At 60.7% G+C, this 23,139-nt stretch carries 18 protein-coding genes and 1 tRNA gene; 5 read left to right on the top strand and 14 right to left on the bottom strand.

All coding sequences use genetic code 11. From position 1 onward, the window contains the following. The first annotated feature begins 4 nt into the window (after positions 1-4). Entirely contained in the window at positions 5-3,247 is a 3,243-nt protein-coding gene (locus DUT91_RS05920) for an error-prone DNA polymerase (protein ID WP_114439425.1), read from the top strand. 40 nt (positions 3,248-3,287) lie between these two features. Here the strand turns inward: DUT91_RS05920 and DUT91_RS05925 are convergent, their stop codons facing one another. The 8 genes from DUT91_RS05925 to DUT91_RS05960 form a co-directional block, all read right to left on the bottom strand. Next, a complete protein-coding gene (locus tag DUT91_RS05925; protein ID WP_114439426.1) occupies positions 3,288-7,886 on the bottom strand; it encodes a translocation/assembly module TamB domain-containing protein in 4,599 nt (1,532 codons plus the stop codon). Next, complete coding sequence (locus DUT91_RS05930) at positions 7,883-9,841, bottom strand: autotransporter assembly complex protein TamA (protein ID WP_425373750.1); 1,959 nt, start codon at positions 9,839-9,841, stop codon at positions 7,883-7,885. Before DUT91_RS05930 ends, DUT91_RS05925 begins: the two co-directional genes overlap by 4 nt. 274 nt (positions 9,842-10,115) lie before the next feature. Continuing rightward, positions 10,116-10,640 (bottom strand): SH3 domain-containing protein, encoded by a 525-nt coding sequence (locus tag DUT91_RS27375; protein WP_114439427.1) that lies wholly within the window; start codon positions 10,638-10,640, stop codon positions 10,116-10,118. Between the two features lie 130 nt (positions 10,641-10,770). After that, on the bottom strand, positions 10,771-11,079 hold the full coding sequence (locus DUT91_RS05940) for a Dabb family protein (RefSeq protein ID WP_114439428.1): 309 nt from the start codon (positions 11,077-11,079) through the stop codon (positions 10,771-10,773). A gap of 30 nt (positions 11,080-11,109) precedes the next feature. Continuing rightward, a complete protein-coding gene (locus DUT91_RS05945) occupies positions 11,110-11,439 on the bottom strand; it encodes a hypothetical protein (protein WP_114439429.1) in 330 nt (109 codons plus the stop codon). 347 nt (positions 11,440-11,786) lie between these two features. Continuing rightward, positions 11,787-11,990, bottom strand: a complete 204-nt coding sequence (locus DUT91_RS27260; protein ID WP_114439430.1) for a hypothetical protein — start codon at positions 11,988-11,990, stop codon at positions 11,787-11,789. Between the two features lie 131 nt (positions 11,991-12,121). After that, a tRNA-Ala gene (locus tag DUT91_RS05955) sits at positions 12,122-12,197 on the bottom strand. Positions 12,198-12,419: 222 nt separating this feature from the next. Continuing rightward, entirely contained in the window at positions 12,420-12,809 is a 390-nt protein-coding gene (locus DUT91_RS05960) for a TIGR02300 family protein (protein ID WP_114439431.1), read from the bottom strand. 299 nt (positions 12,810-13,108) lie between these two features. On the opposite strand from DUT91_RS05960, the gene aroA reads away from it, so the two are divergent. The 3 genes from aroA (at position 13,109) to rpsA (ending at position 16,955) form a co-directional block, all read left to right on the top strand. Beyond that, positions 13,109-14,464 carry a 3-phosphoshikimate 1-carboxyvinyltransferase gene (gene aroA, locus DUT91_RS05965; RefSeq protein WP_114439432.1) on the top strand — a complete coding sequence of 452 codons (1,356 nt, stop codon included), beginning with the start codon at positions 13,109-13,111 and terminating at the stop codon, positions 14,462-14,464. Further along, entirely contained in the window at positions 14,461-15,114 is a 654-nt protein-coding gene (gene cmk / locus DUT91_RS05970) for a (d)CMP kinase (protein ID WP_114439433.1), read from the top strand. The genes aroA and cmk overlap by 4 nt, the downstream gene beginning before the upstream one ends. A gap of 140 nt (positions 15,115-15,254) precedes the next feature. Then, positions 15,255-16,955, top strand: coding sequence for a 30S ribosomal protein S1 (gene rpsA / locus DUT91_RS05975; RefSeq protein WP_114439434.1), 1,701 nt, complete (start codon positions 15,255-15,257; stop codon positions 16,953-16,955). Positions 16,956-17,055: 100 nt separating this feature from the next. Here rpsA and DUT91_RS05980 read toward each other — a convergent pair whose 3' ends face one another. After that, positions 17,056-18,081, bottom strand: coding sequence for a YeiH family protein (locus DUT91_RS05980; protein WP_114439435.1), 1,026 nt, complete (start codon positions 18,079-18,081; stop codon positions 17,056-17,058). Between the two features lie 109 nt (positions 18,082-18,190). Between DUT91_RS05980 and DUT91_RS05985 the strand changes: the two genes are divergently transcribed. Further along, positions 18,191-19,081, top strand: a complete 891-nt coding sequence (locus DUT91_RS05985) for a LysR family transcriptional regulator (protein ID WP_114439436.1) — start codon at positions 18,191-18,193, stop codon at positions 19,079-19,081. Between the two features lie 5 nt (positions 19,082-19,086). Here the strand turns inward: DUT91_RS05985 and DUT91_RS05990 are convergent, their stop codons facing one another. The 5 genes from DUT91_RS05990 to recR form a co-directional block, all read right to left on the bottom strand. After that, positions 19,087-19,689, bottom strand: coding sequence for a hypothetical protein (locus tag DUT91_RS05990; protein WP_114439437.1), 603 nt, complete (start codon positions 19,687-19,689; stop codon positions 19,087-19,089). A gap of 74 nt (positions 19,690-19,763) precedes the next feature. Then, complete coding sequence (sugE, locus tag DUT91_RS05995; protein WP_114439438.1) at positions 19,764-20,078, bottom strand: quaternary ammonium compound efflux SMR transporter SugE; 315 nt, start codon at positions 20,076-20,078, stop codon at positions 19,764-19,766. Positions 20,079-20,167: 89 nt separating this feature from the next. Beyond that, positions 20,168-21,133, bottom strand: coding sequence for a cation diffusion facilitator family transporter (locus DUT91_RS06000; RefSeq protein ID WP_114439439.1), 966 nt, complete (start codon positions 21,131-21,133; stop codon positions 20,168-20,170). A gap of 78 nt (positions 21,134-21,211) precedes the next feature. After that, positions 21,212-22,480, bottom strand: coding sequence for a lytic murein transglycosylase (locus DUT91_RS06005; protein ID WP_114439440.1), 1,269 nt, complete (start codon positions 22,478-22,480; stop codon positions 21,212-21,214). Positions 22,481-22,488: 8 nt separating this feature from the next. Continuing rightward, a complete protein-coding gene (recR, locus tag DUT91_RS06010) occupies positions 22,489-23,094 on the bottom strand; it encodes a recombination mediator RecR (protein ID WP_114439441.1) in 606 nt (201 codons plus the stop codon). Positions 23,095-23,139: the final 45 nt, after the last annotated feature.

Here is a 23,139-nt window from a genome sequence, read left to right on the forward strand (position 1 = left end):
GACCATGCAGGATTATTGCGAGCTCGCCGTCACCAGCAATTTCTCCTTCCTGCGCGGGGCCTCCCACCCGCATGAACTGGTGAAGGCGGCGGTAGAACTCGGCCTCGCCGGCATCGGCATCGCCGACCGCAATACGCTCGCAGGTGTCGTTCGGGCGCATATCGCGCAACGGGACCTTAAGGAGAAAGGCTTCCCGGTCAGGCTTTTCATCGGCTGCCGCCTAGTCTTCATCGACGGCACGCCGGATCTCCTCGTCTATCCCCGCGATAGGGCCGGTTACGGCCAGCTCTGCCGTATCCTGAGCGAGGGAAAAGAATTGGCGGGCGTGAAAGGCGAATGCCATCTGCGTTGGGAGAACGTCCTGTTCCGGGCGAAGGCCTTCCAGATCGCCGTCCTGCCCCCCGAGGAGCCGGATGCAAGGTTTCCCGCTTTCCTGCAGGAAATAAGCCTCGCCGCGCCCGATACAGTCTGGCTTGCGCTGTCCATGCCGCGTCAGGGAGCCGATGCGCGGCGGGCGGAAGCCTTGGCTGAGCATGCGCGCGATGCCGGCCTGCCGCTTCTGGCTGTCAATGACGTTCTCTACCATGCGCCGGAGCGGCGTCCCTTGCAGGATGTCCTGACCTGCATCCGCGAGCATGTGACGATAGACGTAGCCGGGCGGAAGCTCGAAAAGAACGCCGAACGGCATATGAAACCGCCGGCCGAGATGGCGCGCCTGTTCCGCGCCTATCCCGAAGCAATCGCCGCCACGCAAGCCTTCACCTCGCCCATTACCTTTTCGCTTAAGGATATCAGCGAAGCCTATCCCGACGAGCCCGTGCCGCCGGGCAAAACCCCGCAGCAGCACCTGGAAGACCTTGCCTGGGAGGGTGCGGAAAAGCATTATGGCGCAGGCGAAATCCCGCAGAAAGTCCGTGATCTTCTCGAAAAAGAGCTGAAACTGATCGGGAAATTGAAATATGCGCCCTATTTCCTGACCGTTCACGATATCGTTCACTTTGCTCGCGAGAAGAATATCCTGTGCCAGGGGCGCGGCTCGGCGGCCAATTCCGCCGTCTGCTATTGCCTTGGTATCACGGCAGTCGATCCGGCGCAGAGTGACCTTCTTTTTGAGCGCTTCATTTCCGCAGAGCGACGGGAGCCGCCTGATATCGATGTCGATTTTGAGCATCAGCGCCGCGAGGAGGTGATGCAATATGTCTATGAGCGTTACGGCAGGACGCGCGCGGCAATCGTCGCCACCGTCATCAGCTATCGTTCGCGCAGCGCCATCCGCGATGTCGGCAAGGCGCTGGGTCTGACCGAGGATGTGACGGCGGCGCTCGCCGGCACGGTCTGGGGCATTTCCGGCGGCGGGCTGGAAACGCGCGAGGTGCGCCAGGCCGGGCTTGATCCGCAAAACCTGGTGATACGGCGCGCAGTCAAGCTTGCCACCGAGCTAATCGGCTTCCCGCGCCATCTCTCGCAGCATGTCGGCGGTTTCGTGCTGACGCAGGAGCGGCTGGACGAGACCGTGCCCATCGGGCCGGCGGCGATGAAGGACCGCAGCTTCATCGAATGGGACAAGGACGATATCGATGCGGTGGGCCTCATGAAGGTCGATGTGCTGGCGCTCGGCATGCTGACCTGCATCCGCAAGGCATTCGACCTCATTCATCTCCATGGCGGCCCGCGATGGGAGCTTGCCACGGTGCCGCAGGCGGACCCGGCCGTCTACGACATGCTGTGCAAGGCCGATTCGATCGGCGTCTTCCAGGTGGAGAGCCGGGCGCAGATGAGCATGCTGCCGCGCCTCCGCCCCCGCGAATTCTACGATCTGGTGATCGAGGTGGCGATCGTCCGCCCTGGCCCCATCCAGGGCGATATGGTGCATCCCTATCTCCGCCGCCGCAACGATGAGGAGAAGGTGGTCTACCCGGCCCCCTCTCCCGAGCATGGCCCCCCGGACGAACTCCGCAACATCCTGGGAAGAACGCTGGGCGTACCGCTGTTCCAAGAGCAGGCGATGCGTATCGCCATCGACGCGGCGCGGTTCACGCCTGAAGAGGCCAACCAGTTGCGCCGCGCCATGGCGACCTTCCGGCATATGGGGACGATCCATGAATTGCAGGAAAAGATGGTCGGGAAAATGATCGCGCGCGGCTACAATGAGACCTTTGCGGTGAACTGCTTCAACCAGATCAAGGGTTTTGGCGAATATGGCTTCCCGGAAAGCCATGCGGCGAGCTTCGCCGTGCTGGTCTACGTCTCGGCCTGGATCAAGTGCCACCATCCGGCGGTCTTCGCCGCAGCCCTCCTCAATTCCCAGCCCATGGGCTTCTATGCACCTGCCCAGATCGTCCGCGATGCGCGCGAACATGGTGTCGAGGTACGCCCGGCCGATATCAATTTCAGCACCTGGGACAACACGCTCGAACGCGCCGGGGATGGCAGGCTGGCCCTGCGGCTCGGCTTCCGCCAGATCGATGGATTTTCGGAGAATTGGGCGAAGAAACTATGTGAAAGACGCAATGTTCCTTATCCAAGCATCGAGGAACTGCACCGTCGCACCCACATCGAACGGCGCGCCTTCATGGCTCTCGCCGACGCCGATGCGTTCGGCTCGCTCGATATCGACCGTCGGCAGGCGCTCTGGACCGTGCGCCGCCTGCCGAATGACGAGACGATGCCGCTTTTCGAAGCGGCGCAGGCGGCGGAACTGGCAGAAGAGACGGAGGTCCGGCTGCCGGCGATGCAGATGCCGGAACATGTCATCGTCGATTACGAAACGACGCGCCTGTCGCTGAAGGGCCATCCTCTTGAGTTCCTGCGCGAGGCCCTCGCGCGCGAGGGCGCGATCAGCTGCCGCGAAGCCCGGGAGGCAAGAAACGGCCAGAGGGTGAAGATCGCCGGCGTCGTCACCATCCGGCAGCGGCCGGGCAGCGCCAAGGGCGTCGTCTTCATCACCATCGAGGATGAGACCGGCATCGCCAATATCGTCGTCTGGTCGAAGCTGATGAAGATTCAGCGCAAGGAGGTCATGGGCGCCCGCCTGCTGATGGTCGAAGGCCATGTGCAGCGCAGCAAGGAAGATGTGGTGCATGTCGTGGCGAAACGGCTTTTCGACCGCTCCGGCGAACTCACCGGCCTCGCCGACCGCTCACACCTGGAGCCACCGCATGCCGGTTCCATCCAACCGTCCGGAAAATCCGTCGCCCGGCATCCGCGCAATGTGCGCATCCTGCCTAAGTCGCGCGATTTTCATTAGCGCCGCGAGTCCAATTGGTGTGCTTTCGGGAGCCTGCGGATCAATAGTCCTTTTCATAGAACAGGCCGACGCTCGAATCCGTGGTACCGAGAGCGCCCTTGGCTTTCAGATTCTTGGTGATGTCGAGATTGATCGTGCCTTTGGTATTGCCACCCGCGCCGGCTTCCACGCCGAGATAGACATTGTCGCGAATGTAGCGCCCGGCGCGCACACCGGCGTTGCCCTTGCTGTCGGTGACGATATCGAGATCGTCGAGGCCGGTGCCGCGCCGAAGATTGCTGAGGAGCGAGGTGTTCTTGCCACCGGCCAGTTCGGCGGCTGCGGCGGCAAGCTGCGCGATCTGGAAGGCCGACAGATCGTTGATCGAGCGATCGAAGATCAGCCGCGCCAGAACCTCGTCCTGCGGCAATTCCGGCTGCGAGGAGAAGGTGATGTCCAGATCGTCCACCGTACCAGACACGTTGATGAGAACGACGATGTCGCTTCTTTCCGAGCGCGCGACGAAATTGAGCTGGGGATTGAGATCGCCGACCAGCGTCACCTCACCCTCGTCGAAGGTGATGCGCTGGCCTAAAATGCCGAGCCGCCCACGGCGCAACTGGAAAGCGCCGACCGGACGAATATTGGTAACCGGTCCGGTCAGTCGAACCGAGCCGCCGAGCTCGACGTCAAGACCACGGCCACGCACGAAAATCTTGTTGGGCGCATTAACCTCCACATCGAGACGCACGACACTCGGGCGCGCGGTGGGCTTGGGAACGCCGCGGCTGTCGATCTTGGCGCGCTCGAGCGTGCGTTCCACGGCCGGAGGCGTGTGGATATGCTTCACATCGATATTGGCTGCACCGCCGAGACTCTCAGGCACGGAAATTTCCGCCCGCTCGACATCGATCCGGCCAGATATCAGGGGATCGCGCAGGAGCGGGCCGGTGACGGAGAGGCCGCCATTGACGGTCGCCACGATAAGATGACCGTCGGCGTAGCGGGCGCGATTGAAATTGATGCGGATATCCGCCGGAAAATTGGCCGCCGCATCAATGGAGATGGTGCCGTTTGCGCTGAGCGAGCCGCCGGTCGAGAGCCCTGCATTGGCCGTGCGTATGGTTACCGTCTGCCCGTCCATGCTGCCCATGATGTTGATGTTCTGCAACTGGACATTGGTCTCCGGATCAACCAGCCGCGCCCCGTTGGTCGAGAACATGCCCCGGATCGCCGGCCTGTCGAAGCTGCCTGAGATGTTTGCCGTCAGCGACAGCGTTCCCGATACCTGGCCGCCGCGATCGGCGAGGAAGCGGTTGGCGAGCGCCAGCGGCGCGCTGCCGGTGATATCAACACTCAATCCGGAGCCGGAGAACGGCACGCGTCCGCTTCCCGATACGGTCAGGCCTTGCGGACCATCGACGTGGACGGAGGAAAGATTGACCGCCTTGTCGGCATAGCGCCCCGCCGCCCGCAGGCTGAAAGGCGCAAGACCGTTGTCGCGCAACGGCTTTGCGGCAAGCCCTGTACCGTTCAAATTGAATTCCGCGGCCGGGTTCCGCAGCGGACCAGTGACGCGTGCGGTGCCGGAAACCGTTCCCGTAAGATCCTGCCCCTTGGCAACGCCGTTGAAAGCTGCGAGCGGCAGACTGGCGAGATTGACATCAAGGGCCAGATCGCCGCCCTGTCCGAGCGGTACCCCGCCCGCCACCCGCGCATTAAGGCCATTCGAACCGGTCACTTGGCCATCGACATTCAACCGGTCGGCGGTCGAGCTTCCCCTGGCTTCGAGATGCAGCGCATCGACGCCAGCCTCTCTGAGCTGAGCCGCGGTGACTGAGCGGGCATTGATATCGAAGGCCACATCAGGCTTCGCCCGCGTTCCCGTGATATTGGCTGTGCCGTTGACGGTTCCCCCCAGCCCGAGATCCGGGCGCACCGTATTGGCGATCGCAAGCGGCAGATCCCGGATGGCCACGGAAAGGTTCAAGGCATCCGCTACCTCACCGCGCAGGCTGATCCGGCCGCCGCCGACATCGAGAAGGATATCGCTGAGCGAAAAATTGCGACCCTGCACCTTCACCGTCGCCGGCTGAGCCAGCCGCGCGGCAAGCTGTCCCTGGCGCAGATCGGCCGAGGCGAGTGAAAGCAGATAACCGCCATCCTGCGGTTCCAGCGCGCCCTGTACGGCGGCAGTCGTTCCGTTCCTCAGCTTCGCGTTCGCGGTGAAATCGGTTTTCGAGCCGGCCTGCGTGGCCTTTGCATCGAGGCTGTCCAGCGTCTGCCCGGCGATCGCGATATTGCGGCCGCTTATCGTGCCGTTTCCTGCCGGAACATTGAAAATATCGCGCAGATTTGCCGCGATATCCGCCGCTTCTACGCTGTTTCCGTCGGCTTTCAGATTGCGGATAGACGCCTGGATGTCGGCATTCTGCCGCCCGCCGTCCTGTTCGAGATTGATATCGGCCTTCGCCGTGCCTGTCGCTTCCATGAGAAGCAGGGCTGCGGCGGTGGAGATGTCGGTGGCGTCGAGCGCAAGCTTGCCCTGATAGAGGCCGTGCACCGTCTGCGTCACGCCGCCGGAAATGCGCGTGCCCCCGGCATGGAACGAAAGATCCGTGAGGCGTTTTTCGCCGCCGACGGCGGCCAGGAGTGTGGAGAGATCGACACGCTCGCCATTCAGGAAGCCCAGACCCTGAAGCCTGCCGCTCAGATCGCCCTTGTCGAGCGATCCGTTGAAATTGACGGCGGCATCGGAGAGCCTGCGCCCGACAAGGGTTCCCTTCGGCACGTCTGCCTTCAGCGCAAGCGCGATCAGATCATTCTGCCCCTTGGCGCTGCCTTTCACCGTCAGCCCGCCCGAAGCCTTCTCGGAAAGCAGCGCCAGGTCGGCGAGGTTGACGCCAAAATTGAAATCCGCCGATTTGCTGGAGAATATCCCGTTGGCGGTGATTTCGCTCTGCGGATTGCCGATGCGGAAATTGCGGGCGGTGAGTCCGGCTTCGCCGCGCGCAAGACCGCCGCTGATGCGCGTTTCACCGGCGATGATGCGATCGACGATATCCGTGCCCGTGCGCATGCCTGTCGCATTGCCGTCGAGAGCCAGATCGAATGCACCAGAGAGCGGGTGGACGGTGCCGTTCGCCTTGAGATCGAGGCGACCGGCGAGATCGCGGCCGGCGAGCGACGAGAAGGGCGCGATGCTCTCCGCCTTGACGCCGATATTGCCGGTGAAGGCATAGTCGGCAACATCGCCTTTCAGGCCGACGCTGAGGCCGTTTCCAGCGAGTTCCGCCCGTTCGAGATGCACCGGCGTTCCGGCCCGCCATAATCCGTCGAGGGCGAGCGTGATGCGGTCGCCCAACGCCTCGGCTATGTCGGCATATTGCGAGGTGATGCCCGAAACATCGCCGTCGACCTTGAACGTGACATGCCGCCCCGTGGGGAGGTCGAGATTTTCCGCAAGCCCCCCCATCTTGAGCGCTACAGCCTTCGAAGCAAAATTACTGGTGGCGAGATCAGCGATATCGAGCGAACCGGTCCAGTCATTGGTCGGGCGGTCGCCGAACGCGACCTGAAGGGCTGCATTATCGACCGTCGTCCTGCCACCCGGAACCGGCAGGATCACCTTTTTGCCCGCGGGATCGGCGACGCGCGCATTGACACGCAGCCGGTGGAGGAAGCCATCTGCACCGGTCTCGGCCGAGGCTGCCAGATTCAAGGCCGCGCTGTTCAAATCGATGTTGTCGATCCGGATGCCGCCCGCATCCTTGACGAGACCATGGGCGGCCAGCGTTGTCTCGGCGCCGAAGAAGCTCCGGAAAACCGACGGCACGAGAACCGCGATGGGACCGCGGAAATCCGTCTGAAAACGGAGACCGTCGCTCTGCCTGTCGAGGCTCAAGAGGCCTGTCAGCACACGATTTCCCGCGGCATCGAGCGCCAGGTTGAGATCGAGATTGCTCAACGGGCCGGAGCCGGCGACCGTCAGGTCGACGGGCGGGCGCCCCTCGATGTCGAGAAGATTGGCGACGATGCCATTTGCCGGTTCGGCGAGCTTCAGATCGAGATCGAGGTTCTGCGTGTCCTTGGTATAAACGGCGGTCAACTGGAACTGACCGCCCGGCCCATCAAGCCGGCGAACTTGAAAAGCCGTATCGAGCGAGCCGTCCTCGAGCCGCAGCCTCCCCGTTGCCGACACTTCCGATGCGAGGCCGAACACATCCTGGCCGAACGCCAGATGCGCGATATCGAGCTGGTCGAGATTGATGGCCAGCGGCAGTTCCGGCAGGCTGAAGCTGCTGGCTTCCGGCGTCGGCAAGGTGTCGTCGGGCAGAGGCCGGCGGATCACATCAATGCGCTCGGCAGCAAGCGTCTGGATGTTCAACCGCCCCAGTAGAAGTGCGGCCCGGCTCCAGACGATGCGGGCATTGGTGACGCGCAGCCAGATGCCCTGGCGATCGGCGATGGTGATCGTGCCGATGCTGGCTTCCGATGACAGGACGCCCTGGATGTTGGAAATGTGGATCTGGCGGTTCGGCGTGGAAAGCTTCTCTTCCACGAAGGAAAGGAAATACGACTTCTCCTCCTCCGCATTGTCCTGCGCGAAGGCCGGAAAAGCGAAAAGCAAAAAGGCTATGATAGCGAGAAACCGGATCAAAACGCCTGTCCTATGCCGACATAGAATGCCACACTCGGGTCGCCGGAGCGACGGTTCATCGGAACGGCGACATCAAGGCGGATCGGTCCAAGACCGGTCTGGTAGCGCAGACCGCCGCCGACGCCGACGCGCATCTCCTGCGAGAAGTCGGGGAACGTATCCTCTCCGACATAACCGGCATCGACAAAGCCGACGACACCGATGGATTCGGTTGCACGGACCCGAACCTCGCCCGATGTCTCAACCAGCGAGCGGCCGCCTATGACTTCGCCGGTCGCGGTGACAACACCTATATTGCGGTAGCCGTAGCCGCGTATCGAGCCGCCGCCGCCGGCGAAGAACAATTTGTCGGGCGGCAATTCGGCGATCGGCGCTCCGGCAATAGCGCCGAGCTTCAACCGCCCCGCCAGAACGATCCGATCGTCTTCGCCGAAACCATAATAAGTCCGGCCCTCGGCGGTAAACTTGCCGGCGAAGTTGCCGTATTCGATCTCGTAGAACGGCTCGACCACGCCTTCGAGATAATAGCCCGATGTGGCGTCAGCGGCATTGTTACGGCTGTCATAGACGAGGCCGCCCAGCATGCCGACGGTGAGGAAATCGCGCTTCCCGAAGAAATCATCCTCGAACTGGGCTCGCGAAGCACTGGCGAAAATCCGCCCGGTCAGTTCATTGTTGAAGACATGGGTAAAGCCGGCCTGGCCGGTGAGCGATGTCCTGGTGTAGGCATCGAGCACCTCACGCTCAGCCGTGAGCGAGGTGACGAAATCGGTATCCGGAGTGAAGGTGCCCGGCTTGGTGAAGGTGACGCCCGCAAGATAATTGTAGTTCTTGGGATCATAGGATTTCTCCTGCGTGGAGCCGACGCCGCTCATCTTGGCATCGAAGCGAAGCCGCTCGGCCTTGCCGAACAGGTTGCGGTGCATCCAATAGGCTTCGAGCCCTGCTCCATCCAGCGTGGAATAACTGCCGCCGACGCCAAAGCGGCGCAGTGGCCGCTCCTGCACGGTCAGCGTCATGGGCAAGGTGCCGTCCGGTTCGATATTTTCCGCCTCGGTGATCGTGGCGGCCCGGAAGACCTCGAGCCGGTTCAGTCGCTTCTTGGCCCGCTCGATATCGTCCGGGTCATATTCCTGGCCGGGCTTCAGATCCGTCTGCCTTGCGACGAATTCCGGATTCATGCGCTCGGTGCCCTTGACCTGGACAGGCCCATAATAGGCTCGGCGGCCCGGATCGACCGCGATATCAACATCGACCGTATCATCGCTATGATCGGCGGTGATGCTCCGGTTCGTGGTCTTTGCCTTGGCGAAACCCTGATGGCGCCAGGCGTCAACGGCCAGAAGCTCAGCTTTCAGGATTGTCGCCGAACGGGCAATTTTCCCAGGCGCGAACCCTTCTTCGCTCGGCAGTTTGACCAAGTCCCTGCGATCCACGGGCGGCGGCGGCATCTGGCTGATACTGGTGCGCGCGAAGAGGAATTGCGGACCGGGATCGACGGAGATCTGCACCGGCACATTGTCGGGCAATTGCGCATCGGGAGGGATGTCAGCCGCCTCGCGGCCATTGACCTTGATGCTAACCGTCCCGCCATAGCGGCCCTCGCCGTAAAGTGCCGCGAGAATGCGTCTGTAGTCGCCCCTTGCCTTGGCGAGCAGCCCCGCGGCCCCGGAGGCGGGCTTGTCCTCGTCCGCGAACAGGCTGGACCCGCCTTCCACCGTCTCCTTGATATCGCTTTCGGTACCATCATGATTCCTGGTATTGCCGGTCACAACGACATCGACCTTGTAGCGCTTGGGATCGGCGATCACCGCATCTGTGTCATCCTGCTTTTCCTTGCCCCAGAGCCTGATCCCGAATATCTCGAAGGCGGCGGCTGGAGAGAGAGCGAGTGGAGACACTTGTGCAGCGAGAAGCAGCATCACGGCGCCGATTCTGCGAAATGGTCCACTCATCAAAAGCACTCTGGATGAAAAATCCGGCTCACCAAAAAAGACCCGCTTCATGCGGCATGGAGCCCTCCCCCAACAGGAACTATAGCCAATAGCACAGCTGTTGGCGGACAGCAAAAGAGACATCTAAAATCTTAATGTTTATGTCAATGAACTGTTAATTATGGAAGCTGCCGGTGAGCGCCCCCGCGCGCGTCCGATTGGACGCGCAAAGGACGCTCCAACGCAAAATCCCGCCATTGCCGGCGGGATTTTTGTTCCTGAACTTGCTGGTTTTTTATCGGCCGATGCCCCAGGGGCGAATGTGCGGAACAACAGGACCGGGGCCGAAATGCGGACCGCCACGTGGGCCGTGCCAATAGGGCGGCGGGAGAACAGGGCCGGGGCCGGTCCAGCTCGGCGCGCCCCAATGGGGCGGTGGAAGGGCGGGACCCGGTCCCCACGGACGGTGGCGATGCCGCCAGAAGGGCGGTGGACCCCAGAAGGGATCGGGATCGAGGTCGGGACCAAGGATCACGACGGTGTTGCTGGAATAGCCGGGAGCAGAACCGACGCTGAAATAGCGGGCAGAAGCCCAGCCGCCGGCTCTCGGGAGGCTGACACGGCACCAACCGCCGCTACATGGGCCCATATCGACCTCAGTGCCAACGGGCAGAGTCGCCACACGAGGATACCCAGCTCCAGGACCGGTCCTGACATTCACCGTCGCATTAGCAAAGGCGGGCTCCGCCTGGGCCGAGGATGGCGAGAACAAAACCGTAGACACAAGAACAGTCGAAAAGAAGCCGCCGCGCAAATTCATATGAAATCCCCTGCGAACGATATAATTCTCATAAAACAATAGATGAAGCGATTGAGTTCGCAAGGATATTCCATCTACAGCGTTTACAATAGAATAATACGACTTGGATATTACTTAAGAGTAGTTGCAGCTACATCGCGAGATTGAAGACGAGAATACCCTCTATGCCGCCGTGAGCTGCGGCGACGAGACTTTGCCCGACCTTCACATGGGCAGGATGAGGTAAATAGGCATCGCGCGCGGCCGCATCGACAAAATCGACGACGAAACCATGGGTGAAGCCCTTCTCCAGATTTTCAGGACTGCTGCTAGCGCCGCTGGACACCGCAAGAATTCCCTCGATCTGATCCTGAAGCGCGTGAACGCTCTTCAGCAGGCTTTCGATCTCGGCGGCATGTAGCCCTTCGCGGAAACGGATGATGGCGATGTGGCGAATCATGCGTTTTCCTTTCGCGGAGATGCGAAACGATCATTGTGAAATGTCGAGGCCGGCGGTTTCTTCTTTCGTGAGGATTCCCGCTTCAAGGCAGTAGCGCACTTCGGCGCTCAAAATATCGCGCGGGCGAATATCATCGGGCACGGTTCCTCTGCGATAGAGACCGAGATCCCTAACGCTCTGGCTGCACCCGGCCTTTTGCAATGCAGCGACATCATCGACCGGCGCCGGGGCGGACCCCGGCGATGGGGGAGCGCCTATGGCTGGAGTGTCCGGCGGAAGATCGGCAGGCGGCTCCAGCGCGGCATTGCGGGTCAGGAAATAAAAGGCAGAGCCGGCAAGCGCCAACCCGATGACCAGCACAGGGGCCCTGCGTCTAAAAACAGGCCGACGATCCAAAATATATGCACCTCATCACTTCGAGCGATCTGCGCGCCTTCGCGCCGTCACTTTCGGGCTACGCATTCGGCACGTCAATCCCTGGTCAGGCCCCGCATCCCGGCTCTGAAATCTTTTCCAAAGCGACACGGCAATGAAAAGAGAGCTGGAAGTTTCGCAATAAAAAAGGCCGGGGCGAACCCGACCTTTTCCCATCCATCTCGACACCAGTGCCAGTACATCCGTGGTCAACGGCGGAGATGAATTTCTAAAACCTTATATATGCCTAGCATCGGCATATTTCAACCATATGACGGTTGTTCGTGTCTGGCTCAGGCAGCAACCCTGCTTTCCGAATAGTCCGGCGCCTCGCCAAAGCCCAGGATATCGCTGAGGCATTGCTGGAAGAGATCCAGATCAACCGGCCCGATGCGGCTGAGGTAGATATCAATCTCATCCGGACCTACGCCCCGATTGAGCAGCTCGGCAATTGCCTCAAGAAGTATGGTCCTCTGATCAAACCTGTATCGTAGCATAGCATCTGCCCCCAGAGGCCCATTCTTTGCGGAACGGGGATAGAGGTAACACAAATATGGTTAACAAAAGGTTAACGTATGCCAACCTAACAACAAACACAGAAAACTGGAAGTATAAGTTCGAATTTATTTGGTGGAGCCAAGCGGGATCGAACCGCTGACCTCCTGCATGCCATGCAGGCGCTCTCCCAGCTGAGCTATGGCCCCATCCTTTGCCCCGGGATTTAATAAGCGGCTGGAACCGCGTCCGGGCAGAGTGCCGTCAGGACGTTGCCTGACGAGGCGGCTTATTAAAGGGCGCCGCCGTGAAGATCAAGAGCTAAATCGCATCTCTTTCATGAGATGCGATTTATTTCCGCAGCACAGCCATTCATTGGATATGGCGTGCGATTCCGGACATGCCGGAATCAATGAAACCGATCGGCAGGATCAGATTTCCTCGTCGTCGGCGCCTACGCCGCCACCGAGGATGCCGCTGACGTCGTCATCATCCTCGTCTTCTTCCTCTTCAAGGAACGGATCGTCGGCATCGTCTTCGATATCCACATCATCGTCGCCGAGGTCAGGCAAATCGTCGCCGCCCTTGGTTTCGTCGTCAGCCTCTTCGAGCGATACGAATTCAGGCTTTTCGAGGACGGTATCGACCTCCTCCTCTTCTACCTCGTCTTCGCGCACGCGGGAATCAACGCCTGATTCGAAATAGGATCGAGGATAGGACTGGCCGGTATAGGGGGAAACGATCGGATCCCGGTTCAGATCGTAAAATTTGCGGCCCGTTTCAGGGCAGATGCGTTTTGTGCCAAGTTCGGGTTTTACCACGTGGAGCCTCGTTGATGACTGGCTGCAGCATATCCTATCCATCCCTTCGGCGTGAAAGAGGATATGCCCTTTTACAGTGTTTTCGGTCCTTAAGCGCAATTCGCAGCCTTTGTCAAAGCCTAACAATGCTGTTTGTCCATCTGGAGATCGCGCGTCCGGCCAAACAGGGAGGCTTTCGCTCCGCCTGGTGGCATCACATTGCCAGATGACCGGAACGCAGAGCTATGCTAGGGAACCGGCGCATCCTTCAAGGAGGGCTATTTTCCTGTCCTCGAAAACGCCGTAACGAGCGATCGACCATGTCTCATTCCGCTTTACCAAAACCCGCCACCGCCCATCGCTCGCGCGACCTGGCCGGCGACATCCGCATTCCGGGCGACAAGTCGATCTCGCATCGCTCGTTCATGTTCGGCGGGCTAGCTTCGGGCGAGACACGGATCACCGGGCTTCTGGAAGGCGAGGATGTGATCAATACCGGCCGCGCCATGCAGGCCATGGGCGCCAATATCCGCAAGGACGGCGCGACCTGGATCATCCAGGGCACCGGCAATGGCTGCCTGCTCCAGCCGGAAGCGCCGCTCGATTTCGGCAATGCCGGCACCGGCGCGCGCCTTACCATGGGGCTGGTCGGCACCTATGACATGGAAACAACCTTTATCGGTGACGCCTCGCTCTCCAAGCGCCCGATGGGCCGTGTGCTCAATCCGCTGCGCGAAATGGGCGTGCAGGTGAAAGCCGCCGAGGGAGACCGCCTGCCGCTCACTCTGCACGGTCCCAAGGTGGCAGCGCCTGTCATTTACCGGGTGCCAATGGCCTCGGCACAGGTGAAATCGGCAGTGCTGCTGGCGGGACTGAACACGCCGGGGATCACCACCGTCATCGAACCCGTGATGACCCGCGATCATACGGAAAAGATGTTGCAGGGCTTCGGCGCCGATCTGACTGTCGAGACCGACCGCGAAGGCGTGCGCCACATCCGCATCGTCGGCCAGGGCGAACTCAAGGGCCAGACGATCGACGTGCCGGGCGACCCCTCCTCTACGGCCTTCCCGCTGGTGGCGGCGCTGCTCGTGCCGGGATCCGACGTGACGATCCGCAATGTGCTGATGAACCCGACCCGCACCGGGCTTATTCTTACGCTGCAGGAGATGGGCGCCAATATCGACATTCTCAACGCAAGGCTCGCCGGCGGGGAGGATGTCGCCGATTTGCGCGTGCGCGCATCGGAACTGAAGGGCGTGAGCGTTCCGCCGGAACGGGCGCCGTCGATGATCGACGAATATCCCGTTCTGGCCGTCGCCGCCGCCTTTGCCGAGGGCGACACCGTCATGGAAGGGCTCGATGAACTGCGCGTCAAGGAATCCGACCGCCTCTCGGCCGTCGCCAGCGGCCTCAAGGCCAATGGCGTCGATTGTACCGAAGGCGAGGCATCACTGGTCGTGCGCGGCAAACCCGGCGGCCTGGGGCTAGGCGGCGGAACGGTCGAGACCCATCTCGACCACCGCATCGCCATGAGCTTCCTCGTCATGGGGTTCGTCACGGAAAAGCCGGTGACAATCGATGATTCAGCGATGATCGCGACCAGTTTTCCAGAGTTCATGGATTTGATGGCGGGGCTGGGAGCGAGGATCGAGACGGTGGAGAAAGTGGCATGAGGGTGCCGGACACCTTCACGATTGCCATCGACGGGCCGGCGGCTTCCGGCAAGGGGACATTGGCGCGGCGGCTGGCCGTCCATTACGGCTTTCATCATCTCGATACGGGACTGACCTATCGTGCGGTGGCGAAGGCGCTTCTCGATCGGGGCCTGCCGCTCGACGATGAAGAAATAGCAGCAGGCGTGGCGAGAAATCTCGATCTCAGACATCTCGATCGCACGGTGCTCGCGGCCCACCATGTGGGCGAGGCGGCATCGAAGGTGGCGGTGATGCCGGCGGTGCGCCGGGCGCTGGTGGCGGCACAGCGTAGCTTTGCGCAAACGTTGCCCGGAACGGTGCTCGACGGGCGCGACATCGGCACGGTCGTCTGCCCCGATGCTCCGGTGAAGCTTTATGTTATAGCCTCGCCGGAAGCCCGCGCCAGACGCCGCCATGCGGAGATCGAGGCTGGCAGCGGCAAGGCCGATTTCGCCGAAATTCTCGCCGACCTCACCCGGAGGGACGCGCGCGACATGGGACGCACCGATTCGCCGCTCAAACCGGCTGACGATGCGCACTTGCTAGATACGACCGAAATGGATATAGAGGCGGCATTCCTGGCCGCCAAACGGCTGGTCGATGAGGCATTGGCCAAACGCCAGGCTTGAACCATACATGCATGACAAACTGCCTGCCTCCGGTCCACGCGCCGGATAGCCCGACAAGGGCGGACTGGAAGCAAGGCGAACCGAAACACGAACCACCGGCGCCGTATCCGAAGATAATTCCGGGTACACCAGGAGTCTATATGTCACAAGCAAACCCCACGCGGGAGGATTTCGAAGCCCTCCTCGCCGAGTCCTTTCTCAACAATGACCTTGCAGAAGGTTATGTCGTCAAGGGCCGTATCGTCGCCATCGAAAAAGACATGGCGATCATCGACGCCGGCCTCAAGGTCGAAGGTCGTGTGCCGCTGAAGGAATTCGGCGCCAAGGGCAAAGACGGCTCGATGAAGCCGGGCGACATCGTCGAAGTCTATGTCGAGCGCATCGAAAACGCCGTCGGCGAAGCAGTTCTCTCGCGCGAGAAGGCCCGCCGCGAAGAGAGCTGGGTCAAGCTCGAGCAGAAGTTCAACGCCGGCGAACGCGTCGAAGGCGTCATCTTCAACCAGGTCAAGGGCGGCTTCACGGTCGATCTCGACGGCGCCGTGGCCTTCCTGCCGCGCAGCCAGGTCGATATCCGTCCGATCCGCGACGTCACCCCGCTGATGCACAACCCGCAGCCCTTCGAAATCCTCAAGATGGACAAGCGCCGCGGCAATATCGTCGTCTCGCGCCGTACCGTCCTTGAGGAAAGCCGTGCCGAACAGCGTTCGGAAATCGTGCAGAACCTCGAAGAGGGCCAGGTTGTCGAAGGCATGGTCAAGAACATCACCGATTACGGTGCGTTCGTGGACCTTGGCGGCATCGACGGCCTGCTGCACGTCACCGACATGGCATGGCGCCGCGTCAACCATCCGTCCGAGATCCTCAATATCGGCCAGACGGTCAAGGTGCAGATCATCCGCATCAACCAGGAAACCCATCGTATCTCGCTCGGCATGAAGCAGCTCGAGAGCGATCCGTGGGATGGCATCGGCGCGAAGTATCCGGTCGGCCACAAGATCACCGGCACGGTCACGAACATCACCGACTACGGTGCATTCGTCGAGATCGAGCCCGGCATCGAAGGCCTGATCCACGTCTCGGAAATGTCCTGGACCAAGAAGAACGTGCATCCGGGCAAGATCCTCTCGACAACGCAGGAAGTCGAAGTGGTGGTTCTGGAAGTCGATCCGGTCAAGCGCCGCATTTCGCTCGGCCTCAAGCAGACCCTCGACAATCCCTGGACGACCTTCGCCCAGAAGTACCCGACGGGCACCATCGTCGAAGGCGAAGTTAAGAACAAGACCGAATTCGGCCTGTTCATTGGCCTTGATGGCGATGTCGACGGCATGGTCCACCTCTCCGACCTCGACTGGAATCGTCCGGGCGAACAGGTCATCGAGGAGTACAACAAGGGTGATGTCGTCAAGGCGGTCGTTCTCGATGTCGATATCGACAAGGAACGCATCTCGCTCGGCATCAAGCAGCTTACCGGCGACAAGGTCGGCGAAGCGGCTACCTCAGGCGAACTGCGCAAGAACGCCGTTGTTACCTGCGAAGTGACTGCCATCACCGATGGCGGCATTGAAGTGCGTCTGATCGATCATGACGTTGACTCGTTCATCCGCCGCGCGGACCTGTCCCGCGACCGCGACGAGCAGCGCCCCGAGCGTTTCTCGGTCGGTCAGAAGGTCGACGCCCGCGTCATCGCCTTCGACAAGAAGACCCGCAAGCTGCAGGTCTCCATCAAGGCGCTGGAAATCGCCGAAGAGAAGGAAGCGGTTGCCCAGTACGGCTCGACCGACTCCGGCGCTTCGCTCGGCGACATCCTCGGCGCCGCGCTGAAGAAGCAGGAAAAGAACTGATCTTTCCCCGCCTCTGAAGGCTAAAAATCAAACCCGCCGGTGCAAGCCGGCGGGTTTTTCTTTTGGATAGTGTCGGCTGATGGGTAGGCGTGGTGCTTCATCAAACTCCAAGCAGGAGAATGAGGCCATAACTGACCAGCCCCAGCGCCAGCAGCGACAGGATGGCGGCAAGCGTCACCCTGCCGCCGGCGCGGGCGACAGTGCGGGCATCGACGCCGAGGCCGAGGGCCGCCATCGATATAATCGTCAGGAATGTCGAGGTTTCCTCAATGGGCATGTGCAGTGCGGCAGGGATAAAGCCGAGGGAGCGCAGCGCCATCATCGTGAGAAAGCCGATGATGAACCATGGGACGAGATGGCGGAGCGGCGGGCGCACGCGCTGGCCTTCCTCGCCCTGCCCCTCGCCCATCAGTGCGAGCGCCAGAATGACGGGGCCAAGCATCAGTACGCGCACCAGCTTCACCAGCGTGCCGAGCTGGACGCTCAAATGGGCAACGGGTGCGGTCGCGGCCAGCACCTGTGGTACAGCATAGACCGTAAGACCGGCAAAGACCCCATATTGCGCAAAGGAGAGGCCGAGGAGCGGCACCAGCAGCGGCAGACAGAGAACCACCACGACGCCCAGAACCGCCGTGAATGCGATCGAGGCGGCGACATCGTCGCTATGCGCGCCGATGACGGGCGCGGTGGCGGCAATGGCCGAGTTGCCGCAGATTGAGTTACCACAGGCAACCAGCACGGCCATGCGATGTGGCAAACGCAAAAGCCGGCCGATGCCATAGCTCATGACAATGGCAACGATCACGACACCGATAATGCCGAAGATCAATCCCGGACCGGCGGCGACGACAGCCGCCGTGCTGACCGAAGCGCCGAGAAGGACGATGGCGATCTCGAGCAGCGTCTTGGCGGAGAAGCGGACGCCTGCGTCAAAGCGGACACTGGGACGGCAGAAGGTGCGGATCGCCGCGCCGAGGAGAATGGCCAGAACCAGCCCTTCGAGCCAAGCACGGCCGGCGAGATGGACTTCCACCATCTGTAACAGCATCGCCAGTCCCGCAACTGCGCCACTCAGGAATATTCCGGGCGCCAGGAGGCTAATTTTTAGATGTTTTTCGCTGTTCATTGCCATTATCCAGAATATCTTTTCTCTATTATCTAGAAAATCGCATGTTCAATCTATTTAATAATATGGCATATTCCGTTCGATAAAATCGAATGATTGGATTGGATTGATGACGCTCGAACAGCTCCGAATCTTCATCGCCGTCGCCGAGCGCGAACATCTCACCCGCGCCGCGGAGGCACTCAGGCTGACACCCTCAGCAGTTAGTTCCGCCATACGCGCGCTGGAGGATCGCTACGGAACGACGCTGTTCAACCGGATCGGGAGGCGCATAGAGACGACAGATGCCGGGCGGATTTTTCTGGAAGAAGCGCGGGCGACGCTGGCGCGGGCGCAGGCCGCCGAACTCGCTCTGGCGGAACTCGGCGGGCTGAAACGGGGGAGCCTTCGCATCCATGCGAGCCAGACGATCGCCAGCTACTGGCTACCGCCCTTCCTGGCACAGTTTCATGCCGCCTATCCAGCTGTCGCGGTGCGCCTGACAGTCGGTAACACGCAGAGCGTTGCCCGCGCGACGGTGGAGGGCAGCGCCGATATCGGTTTCGTCGAAGGCGAGGTGGACGAACCGGCACTCATGATCCAATCGGTGGCGGAAGATCACCTGGTGGCTGTGGTTTCCGCCTTGCATCCGTGGGCCGACGGCCATCCGCTGGTATTAGGGGATATCACGCAGGCCGATTGGATCATGCGCGAAGAAGGATCCGGAACGCGTTCGGTATTCGAAAGCGCGATACGCTCTCAGGGCCTCGATCCCATGACATTGCGGATCGCGCTGGAATTGCCGTCCAACGAAGCGGTGCTTTCGGCCGTACAATCGGGGGACTATGCGGCCGTCCTGTCGGAACTTGCAGCGGCACCTCATCTTGAGACCGGGCGGCTGGTCAAGGCCAACCTCACCCTGCCACGAAGGCGCTTCCTGCTGCTCTCGCACAAGGAGCGGTATCGCACCAAGGCTTTTCATTCGCTGGTCGGGATGTTGCCGGGAGCGGACCCGCTGTAGTCGTCTCAACCGAGCGTCGAGTAATCCCGCACGATGAAGACGATCTCATCAATAATCGCAAGGGCCACGAAGATGACGTGAAAACGCTGGCTGGTCGTAAGCATGGCGACAAGGCATGCGAGGATGAAAACGGCGGCTCGGATCGGATATTCGATGCCGTGGGCGTCGAAGTGATCTTGCCCCTTCAGCAGCGTATCGCCAATATCGGCAATATAAATCAGGATCATGATGGAGAAAAACCAGTTGCGCCGCGACATGAAATAATCGCGATAGCCGCTATATTCCTGCATATGATCGGGGAAAAGCAGCGTGCTGGCGAAAAAATAAAGGCTCGCATAGAAGATGACATACAAATAAATTCCGAAATGCCAGACGCTGATCCACTGCAAGTAGAATTCAAACCACCAGAAATGTACAATCGCCAGAAGCATGAATGCGACCCAGGCCAGATGCACGGAATAGATAATTTCATAGGCGGGATGCTGAACGAACCGGGCAAGGCCAGTCAGCAGCCGCGAAATGCACAAGCCAAGAATAATACCTATGATGATCCGGATATGGACGAAGATTTCCGATACCGTTCCATGAATGGCGGAATGGATTTCCATATACTTCCCCTCGACCTAGAGGAAGCATTCAAGACCATAAACGTTAAAAACTCATAGAAATACTTGTAAACTTCTTATGCGACCAGCTTAAGACCGACGATGCCGCCGACGATCAGGCCGATACAGACAAGCCGGATCGTTGCTGCAGGCTCGCCGAGAAGATAGATGCCCAGCAAGGCTGTTCCGACAGTGCCGATCCCGGTCCAGACGGCATAAGCCGTGCCGACCGGGAGGGTTTTCAGCGCAAGCCCCAGCAGCGCGAGGCTGGCGATCATGCTGGCGACGGTCAGAATGGTGGGTGTGAGGCGGGTGAAACCTTCGGTGTATTTGAGGCCGATGGCCCAGCCGATTTCAAGAAGGCCCGCGAAAAACAAGTAAACCCAAGCCATATCGTTTCATCTTTCGTTGGGGTGGGACGGGATCATGAGGATCCATTTTATAGATCCAAATCTCCAATCCTCAACTGGATGGGCAAGCATCATTTTTCAAGTTGGCCACCGGCCATTTCGATCGCCTGTCGCTGCCTGCGCCACGTGCCTGTCGTCTGCGGCTTCACGAAAAGCGCCACGATATCGGTCCGCTCCGCTTTCAGGCGCGACTCGATGCGTTCAACACATGCTTCAATCTCGGGGGCGGTCAGCCGGTCCTCGAACTCGACACTGATCATGGCGACTATCTGGTCGGGGCCGAGATGGACCGTGATGACGCCATTGGCCCGCTGCACCGCCCGATCGGCCTCGACGATGGCGAGAACCGCTGCCTGAACCTCCGGAAATGCGGGTTCCCCCATCAGGAGGCCCTTGCTTTCGCGCGCCAGGAAGGCAGCCGTGGCAGCGAGAATGAAAGAGATGCCGATCGACGCCACGCCATCCAGGATAGGCATATCGAGCATTTGCGCGGCCCAGATGCCGGCAAAGGCCACTGCCAGCCCGAGGAGCGCTGCGCTATCCTCGAACAGGACGGTGAACACGCTCGGATCCTTGCTGCGCCGGGCCGCAGCGAGATAACCGTGCCGGCCCTTTTTGCGACCGAACTCCTTGAGCGCGATGAACCACGTCACGCCTTCGAATAGCGCCGATAGTGCCAAGACCACATAGTTGACCAACGGATTGCGCACGGGTACCGGGTCGAGGATATGCACGACACCTTCATAGAAGGATATGCCCGCGCCGAGCGCGAACACGAGAACGGCGACGACAAAACTCCAGAAATAAAGCTCGCGACCATGGCCGAAGGGATGGCTCAGATCCGGCGGACGCGCGGCGCGCCGCAAGCCGTAGAGCAGCAGAAGCTCGTTGCCGGTATCGACGAGGGAGTGAACGCCCTCCGACAGCATCGCGGAACTGCCGGTGAAGAACGCCGCGATAAATTTCGTCACCGCGATCAACAGATTGCCGATCAATGCGGCATAAATGACTTTCCTCGATCCGGATTGCGTCGCCATGTTTGCTTCGTTCCTCTTCGCCCTCCAAATCGGAACTCCGAAACAACGCATCCGGTTGCGTGAAGCCGTTGCCTCAGATCATTTGATCGCGCCGATCAGCGACTTCTCAGGAAAGCAGGTGGCGGCCTGCCCGTGCTTGGCCTGCCAGTCGCCGATGGAGCGGCGGGTCTTGAAGCCGGGCAGCCCGTCGGCCTTGCCGACATCATAGCCCTTCGCCTGCAGCGCCTTCTGCATGGCCGCGATGTCGGAGCGGTACATGCCGCCGACATTCCCCCATTCCTGCGAAAAGCCGCGCGCATTATTCCCGATGCGGTCGGCGGCGTGGCCGATGAACAGCGCATAGAGATCGCTCATATTGTAGCTTTTCAGGACATAGAAATTGGGTGTGGCGATGAAGGCCGGCCCATGCCGCCCGGCCGGCATCAGCAGATATCCCTCGCCCGCAAGCTCGCTTGCCGGGAAAGGCTTTCCATTGACGCGGGTAATGCCCATTTTCGCCCAATCGGCGACTTTCAGGCCCTGATCCGGGCCCTCCAGCGCGCAGGTCAGCCCTGCCGGCACCTTGACTTCGAAGCCCCAGTCGCGACCGCGCTGCCAGCCATAAAGATGCAGATAATTGGCGATGGAGGCGAGCGTGTCGGGCACGGAGTTCCAGATATCGCGCTTGCCGTCGCCATCGAAATCGACGGCATGATCGAGAAAGGAGGTCGGCATGAATTGCGGTTGGCCCAATGCGCCCGCCCATGAGCTTTTCATCGAACCGACATCGATATAGTTCTTCTGGACGATCTGAAGAGCGGCCAGAAGCTCCTTGCGGAACATCTCCTTGCGCGTCGCCATGAAGGCCTTCGTGCCCAGCACCTCAAAGGCATTATAGGGAATCTTGACGGCGCCAAAGCCGGATTCGCGTCCCCATATGGCAAGGACTATGGCGCCCGGCACGCCGTATTGCTTCTCGATTGCCGCAAGCGTGCGGGCATGCTGCGCAGCCCTCGTCCTGCCGCCGGCCACGACATGGCCGATAGTCTTTTCATTGAAATATTTGCCGGGCGAGCCGAATTCCGCCTGGACCTGCTCCTTCGGCGTCGTCGGCCTGGTGCCCGGCGGAACGAGATCGGGCAGCTTCCAGTTGAGCTTGACGCCCGAGAAAGCCTTATCGAAGGTGGCGCGGGAAATTCCCTTGGCCTTTGCGTCCGGCCACAAATCTTTGTCGAGCCACGTCCTGAATTGCGTCTCAGTCTCAGCTTTCGACGTCTCGGCTTTCAACGGGGCCGCGCCCCCAGGGCCTGCCAAATAGAAGACAGCCATGACTGCCAGGCATTTCAAGACTGAGACACGTTCTGGCATCTATCCCCCTATAGAGCAGTGCGCGCCCGCAATGCCGCTGCAAGCGTTCCCTCGTCCAGATAATCCAATTCGCCGCCGACAGGCACGCCATGGGCAAGCCGCGTCACGCGCAGGTCGAAGCCGGACAGTTGATCGGTGATGTAATGGGCCGTCGTCTGGCCTTCCACGGTCGCGTTCACGGCGAGGATCACTTCCTTCACCTCGCCCGTCCCGACCCGTTCGACCAGGCCACGGATGTTGAGGTCGTCCGGCCCGATGCCATCAAGCGGTGACAATCGTCCTCCGAGTACGTGGTAGCGGACGTTCATCGTGCCTGCGCGTTCCAGCGCCCAGAGATCGGACACGTCCTCGACGACAATGATCATTGTCGCATCGCGGCGCGGATCGGTGCAGATGGTGCAGGGATCGCTGGTATCGGCGTTGCCGCAAGCCGAACAGACACGCACCTTCTCGGCCGCCTCCTGCATGGCATTGCCAAGCGGGATCAGCAGTGCTTCCTTCTTCTTGATGAGATGGAGCGCCGCGCGCCTGGCCGAACGCGGACCAAGCCCCGGCACACGGGCGAGGAGTTGGATCAGGCGTTCAATTTCAGGACCGGCGATTCGTTTCGACATAGGGGCGTTTTACGCAAATAAATGAGCAGTGAGTAGGGAATAGTG

This window comes from Paramesorhizobium salinisoli, from assembly GCF_003335045.1.
Lineage (GTDB): Bacteria > Pseudomonadota > Alphaproteobacteria > Rhizobiales > Rhizobiaceae > Paramesorhizobium > Paramesorhizobium salinisoli.